Origin of the sequence: Microbacterium sp. 18062 (assembly GCF_902706225.1) — a bacterium.
GTDB lineage: Bacteria > Actinomycetota > Actinomycetes > Actinomycetales > Microbacteriaceae > Microbacterium.
Window position 1 is genome coordinate 1 of the sequence record NZ_CACSKB010000295.1, and the last position, 465, is coordinate 465.

General features: G+C 46.9%; 1 protein-coding gene. It reads right to left on the minus strand.

The window, feature by feature from the left end:
- Nucleotides 1-355, minus strand: a 355-nt coding sequence (locus GVL03_RS23515) for a DNA adenine methylase (protein ID WP_200847315.1), incomplete at its 3' end; no start/stop codon positions are given.
- Between the last annotated feature and the right edge of the window lie 110 nt (nt 356-465).

Consider the following 465-nt stretch of genomic DNA (forward strand, 5'->3'; position numbering starts at 1 on the left):
GGTACAAAAAATACGCAGCATGAAGCAGCGCAGCATCCGGATCTAAGTCCGCTTTTTGAGTTAGTGAATTAAACTCAGCTCGCCGCTTATAAAATTCCTCGGCATTATTGCCGCCGCTAAATACCCAGCGACAGGCAGAAATTGTGTCTTCTAGTCTGCCGGTTAATTGACGGAAAAAGTTGATCAGATTCAGATTGCTATCACAAAGCACATAGTGACGATATTCCGTATTCATAAATACGGTACCACTGCCGACGAATGGCTCAATCAGGCAATCAGCTTTCGGCAGATGCTTCAGCAACTGCGGCATAACGCGGGCTTTACCACCCGCCCATTTAACCGGTGATTTAATCATTGGCTGGTTTCCCGTTCGCTGTTAATTCGCGTTGCTTGATCCAGTGATCTAACGACTCGTACACTTCCTCGTTAGTCAGCCCCCTGCTTTTCATCGTCCCGATGTAAATC